We start from the raw sequence: 4,897 nt of genomic DNA, 5'->3' as shown, positions 1-4,897 counted from the left end.
CTACGAGACCCGCGAAGCCGTGCGGCTCGCCTTCGTCGCCGCCATCCAGCTGCTGCCGCCCCGGCAGCGCGCGGCACTTCTGTTGTGCGACGTGCTCGGCTGGTCGGCGCAGGAGACAGCCCAACTGCTGGGCGGCTCGACCGCGTCGGTCAACAGCGCCCTGCAGCGGGCGCGCGCGACGCTGGCGAAGCGCTATCCGACCGGACGCCCCGTGCAGCGATCGCAGCCCAGCCGCGACGAAAGCGTGCTGCTCGAACGCTATATCAGGGCCTGGCAGGCCGCCAATCTCGACGGCTTCATCGAGCTGCTGCGCGACGGCGCCACCTACCACATGCCGCCATGGCGCGACTGGTACCAGGGACGTCCCGCGATCCGTGGTTTCTTCGACACGGTGTGGGACAATTTCGCCGGCTACCGCGCGGTGGCGACACGGGCCAACGGCCAGCCCGCTGTCGCGATCTACGCGCGGCGCCATCAGGAGCCGGAATGGCGCGCGCAATCGCTGCATGTCATCGAGCCGGCCGACGGCGGGATCGCTTCGCTGACGGTCTATGTCGGCCCGCTTGGCCCCGACCTGTTCGCCGCCTTCGGCCTGCCGCCGGTCTGGCCTGAACCGGAAGCATAGCCACCGCAAACTTCTCCTGACAGAAAGCTGGCAGGAGGCCTGGTCTACAGATCGCTCGGGAGCCCGGTCGCGGCTTCAGCGATCAAGGAGCCAAGCCATGAATTTCGTCTCTGTCCGCATCATCACGTCCGATGTCCAGCGCCTCGTACGCTTCTATGGTGAGATCACCGGCCTGCCGGTGACGGTGTACACGGAAGACTTCGCCGAATTGGCGACGCCGGCCTGCACGCTGGCGATCGGCAGCACGCGCACCTTGATGCTGTTCGGCGGCGACATCGCCCGTCCCGCCGACAACCACACCGCCATCATCGAATTCCGCGTCAGCGACGTCGATGCCGAATTCGCCAGGCTGTCGGACACCATCAAGGGCGCAATGGTGCAGGAGCCGACCACCATGCCCTGGGGCAACCGCTCGCTGCTGTTTCGCGACCCCGACGGCAATCTGGTGAATTTCTTCACGCCGGTCACCGCCGAGGCGATCCGGAAGTTCGACAGGTAGAAGCGTTAGAGACAGGCTAGAGTTTGGGAATCGCCGAAGCCTCCGCGCGTTCGTCATCCACGGGCGGAGCAGCCGCGAAAGCGGCGGCGCGGAGACCCGAGGATCCATGCCGCGACCTTAGCCTTGGAGTGCAACGGAGCAGAGTTCTTCATCGTAGCAACGCTTTGAAGTCGCGGCATGGATCCTCGGGTCTGCGCCGCGTCGTTACGCTCCTTGCTCCGCCCGTGGATGACGAAGCGACGGCGCGTCCGCGCCGAGCCGGGATCGTTCTCCGCTCTACCTCTGATTCCACTTCCGAATAACCGGCTCGCTGAGATCATGCTCGTAGCCGAGCACGCTGATGCTGGCCGTGTCGAGCACGAGCAGCGCGCCACCCTCCGGCGGCAGGCCCAGCCAGCGGGCGGCGAGCACGCGCAGGAAATGCGCGCTGGAGAAGATCAGGATCGAGCCGCCAGCATCGCGAAGCTGTCTGATGATCCTGTCGGCGCGGGCGCCGACATCGGCCGCCGTCTCGCCTTGCGGGCAACCGTCGCGAAAGACGGTCCAGCCTGGCCGCTCGGCCAGGATCTCCCTGGTGGTGCGCCCCTCATAGGCGCCATAGTCCCACTCCTGCAAATCGTCCATCTTCAGGCTCTGAGCGCCAAAGCCGGCCAGCACGCTGGTGTTGTAGGCACGCTGCGACGGGCTCGACCACACCGCCGAGAACGACAGGCCTTTCAGCCGTTCCGCCACGCCCCGCGCGGCGACCTCGCCGGCTGGCGCCAGCGGCATGTCGGTGCGGCCGGTGTGCTGCCCCGAAAGGCTCCACGCCGTCTCGCCATGCCGGACCAGATGGATCTGCGGAAACGCACTGCTCATGGGATGCCCCTCAATGTCGACGGCACCTTAGAGGACGCTGTGGCAAAGGGGAATCCGGGGGACGCCGAAAGCGTGGGTGCGGGGAAATGCCTGGAAGGGCAACGGGAGACGGCGCCGGGATCGACGATTGGTCCAATCTCAGCTGTCCTTGATCCACGTGACACTGGCCCTGTGAGTTGCGCGGTGGCGCAACTATATCAAGTTGAGCTTCCAAAGCTCCCGCCATCCCAAGGGCAATGGCCCTTGCACAACAGGTCAGATCATCATGTACAAACATCTGCTCATCGCCACCGACGGATCGGAACTGGCCGACAAGGGTGTCGCCCATGGCCTCACGCTCGCCACGGGCATCGGCGCCAGCGTCACCTTCGTCACCGTCTCGGAACAATTCCCCATGCTGGCCTGGGGCGGCGCCATGGCCGGCTATGCAGCGGGGGATGAAATGGCTGTCTACCAGGAAGAATCGCGCAAATATGGCAAGCAGGTTCTCGACAAATGCAAGGCATCGGCCGATGCGGCCGGCGTCTCCGCCGAGGTCGTCCATGTCGAGGATAAAAGGCCCGCCGAAGCGATCTTGGAACTGTCGCAGGCGCTGGGCTGCGACCTGATCGTGATGGCCTCGCATGGCCGCCGCGGGCTGGGTAAGCTGCTTCTCGGCAGCCAGACGGCGGAAGTGCTGTCCTACACCGAAATCCCGGTCCTGGTAGTGCGGTAATAGATTGACCCGAAGCGCTCTTCATATGCCCTTCGAGGTTAATGCGACAGGATCTATATTGTACGGATTCAATCCGTACCATATAATCGAGGGCAAAGGAGATACCCATGCCTCGCAACGTCAGTGACAACGGTCGAATAGATTTCCGGATTGCGCCCGAAGCCAAAGCCGTGATCGCACGTGCGGCGGCCTTGTCGAATGTCGGCCTGACCGAGTTTGTTACGCGCTCCGCACTGCGTGACGCCCAGGCCGCGATCGAACGCGCCGAACATCTTGCCCTGTCGGAACGGGACAGCCTGCGCATCCTCGACCTGCTTGAAAACCCGCCCTCCCCGACGAACCGACTTATCCGCGCCGCCAAGGCCGGTCAGACTCTCGCGTGAGTTCCATCACCTGGCAAGAAGTGCCAATCGGTAAACAACATAACCGTGCAGCCTTCGACTGCGGCGACGCGGACCTCAATACCTATTTGCAGCGCTTCGCGCGCCAAAGCCATGAAAGCGGTGGCGCGAAAACGTTCGTTGCCGTGACGGCGAAAGATCCTTCGCACATCCTCGGGTTCTATTCTTTAAGCCCGGCTTCGATCGACTTTGCCCGGACCCCGGCAATCACCAGACGCGGCCTTGGCCGCTATGACGTTCCAGTCTACCGATTAGGTCGGCTCGCAGTGGATCGTATGATACAAGGCCGCGGCCTTGGCGGCGGTCTGCTACTCGCCGCCGGGAAGCGCTGTATGGCAGTCGCGAAGGAAGTCGGCGGCGTTGCCTTGCTTATCGATGCCAAAAGTGACCAGGCAGCACACTGGTATGAGGGTTACGGTGCGGTCCGTCTCGATGACGCGCCGCTATCCCTGGTCTTGCCTTTCGCGGCGATCGCCAAGGCGATTGCTGCGTTCTGAATGTCTGCGGCAAGCTACAGAATACCGTCTCCCACGAGATACACTCCCAGCATCAGCAGCCCGGCGAAGAACACCGTGCGAAACGTCTCGACGCTCATCGCCCGGCGCAGCGCCTGGCCGGCGAACATGCCGGTCAGTGCCGGCAGCAGCGCCAGGACCGATCCCGCCAGTTGCGTTGTCGGCGATGCGAGCGCACCTGCCTTGAACAACCCAAGGGCAAGAGCCGCGGTCGACACGGTGAAGGACAGGCCGAGCGCCTGGATGAGGTCTTCCCGGCCCAGCCGCAGCGATTGCAGATAGGGCACGGCCGGGATGACGAAGACGCCGGTGGCGCCGGTGACCAGTCCGGTCGCCACACCGACCAGCGGAGACATCAATGCCTCGTGGCGCGCTGGCGTGGTGAAGCCAAGCTTGAGCAGGCCGAGAATGGCGTAAAGCACCAGCGCCGCGCCGAGCCCGACCGAAGCAATGCCTGTGTGCGTGCCGGTGAGCAGGCCGGCCCCGGTGACGGTGCCAAGCACGACGCCGGCCATCATCGTCCACAACCGCTTGCACAGCCTGCCGAAGGACGGGCCGATGAACAATTGCCAAAGATTGGTGACCAGCGACGGGATCAGCAGCAGGGCGGCCGCCTGCGCCGGCGGCATCGTTACCGCCAGCAGCCCCATCGCCACGGTCGGCAGCCCCATGCCGACGACACCCTTGACGAAACCCGCGGCAAGGAAGACCGCGCCGATCCAGGCGATGACGCCGACGCTCAGCACGGTCGTTCTTTCGGAGCGCCTGTTCGATCAGTCATGCAACAGCATGTCCGCCGCATCATCATCATCGGGTGCGGGTCCTGCAGGCGTTGCTTCGTGGTGGACAGGAGCAGCCATCGCCGCGCAGCGGCGCTGGCCGGGCTCCGCTCGCGCCATGGCAAGCGACGCCACCGCGATCGCAAGCACGATCGCCGCGCTTTCAAGTATGCCGGACCCTTGCCGGCCTGTCGCCTTTTCGCTCATCGCGTATCTCCATCGCAAAAGATTTGACTGACATGCCGGCCGCCCACAATGTGGAAGTTGCGCAGTCAGCCTTCGCCTGTACCGAAGGCTGAAACCCCTGCAGGAGAAGAAAGATGCGCTTCGATCTTACCGATCTCCGGCTGTTCCTGCTGGTCGCCGAGCGCGGCAGCATCACCCACGGCGCCGGACTTGCGGGGCTGGCGCTCGCCTCCGCCAGCGCCCGCATCAAGGGCATGGAGGAAAGCCTCGGCGCGCCGCTCCTGGAGCGGCGGCGGCGCGGCGTGGTGCCGACGGCCGC

At 64.8% G+C, this 4,897-nt stretch carries 9 protein-coding genes; 6 read left to right on the top strand and 3 right to left on the bottom strand.

What is annotated here, in order from left to right; genetic code table 11:
- Positions 1-625: sigma factor-like helix-turn-helix DNA-binding protein (locus tag X743_RS137840; RefSeq protein ID WP_023769462.1), on the top strand; the 625-nt coding region annotated here is incomplete at its 5' end.
- 97 nt (positions 626-722) lie between these two features.
- Positions 723-1,124, top strand: a complete 402-nt coding sequence (locus X743_RS137845; protein ID WP_013894271.1) for a VOC family protein — start codon at positions 723-725, stop codon at positions 1,122-1,124.
- Between the two features lie 276 nt (positions 1,125-1,400).
- On the opposite strand, the gene X743_RS137850 is transcribed toward X743_RS137845, so the two are convergent.
- On the bottom strand, positions 1,401-1,982 hold the full coding sequence (locus X743_RS137850; protein WP_023769461.1) for a histidine phosphatase family protein: 582 nt from the start codon (positions 1,980-1,982) through the stop codon (positions 1,401-1,403).
- 265 nt (positions 1,983-2,247) lie between these two features.
- On the opposite strand from X743_RS137850, the gene X743_RS137855 reads away from it, so the two are divergent.
- The 3 genes from X743_RS137855 (at position 2,248) to X743_RS137865 (ending at position 3,595) form a co-directional block, all read left to right on the top strand.
- Entirely contained in the window at positions 2,248-2,697 is a 450-nt protein-coding gene (locus tag X743_RS137855; RefSeq protein ID WP_023769460.1) for a universal stress protein, read from the top strand.
- A 107-nt stretch (positions 2,698-2,804) separates the two neighbouring features.
- Complete coding sequence (locus X743_RS137860; protein WP_023769459.1) at positions 2,805-3,080, top strand: DUF1778 domain-containing protein; 276 nt, start codon at positions 2,805-2,807, stop codon at positions 3,078-3,080.
- The gene (locus tag X743_RS137865; protein WP_023769458.1) at positions 3,077-3,595 is read left to right on the top strand and encodes an acetyltransferase; all 519 of its coding nucleotides are present in this window, start codon (positions 3,077-3,079) and stop codon (positions 3,593-3,595) included. The genes X743_RS137860 and X743_RS137865 overlap by 4 nt, the downstream gene beginning before the upstream one ends.
- 14 nt (positions 3,596-3,609) lie before the next feature.
- Here X743_RS137865 and X743_RS137870 read toward each other — a convergent pair whose 3' ends face one another.
- Both X743_RS137870 and X743_RS137875 read right to left on the bottom strand, forming a co-directional pair.
- Positions 3,610-4,359: a sulfite exporter TauE/SafE family protein gene (locus X743_RS137870; RefSeq protein ID WP_023769457.1), complete on the bottom strand. Its 750-nt coding sequence runs from the start codon at positions 4,357-4,359 to the stop codon at positions 3,610-3,612.
- A gap of 27 nt (positions 4,360-4,386) precedes the next feature.
- Positions 4,387-4,599, bottom strand: a complete 213-nt coding sequence (locus tag X743_RS137875) for a hypothetical protein (protein WP_023769456.1) — start codon at positions 4,597-4,599, stop codon at positions 4,387-4,389.
- Between the two features lie 113 nt (positions 4,600-4,712).
- On the opposite strand from X743_RS137875, the gene X743_RS0137690 reads away from it, so the two are divergent.
- Positions 4,713-4,897: LysR family transcriptional regulator (locus tag X743_RS0137690; RefSeq protein ID WP_031258874.1), on the top strand; the 185-nt coding region annotated here is incomplete at its 3' end.

Origin of the sequence: Mesorhizobium sp. LNHC232B00, assembly GCF_000502435.1 — a bacterium.
GTDB classification, from domain to species: Bacteria; Pseudomonadota; Alphaproteobacteria; order Rhizobiales; family Rhizobiaceae; genus Mesorhizobium; species Mesorhizobium opportunistum.
This window is presented reverse-complemented; position numbering and strand designations above follow the sequence as displayed.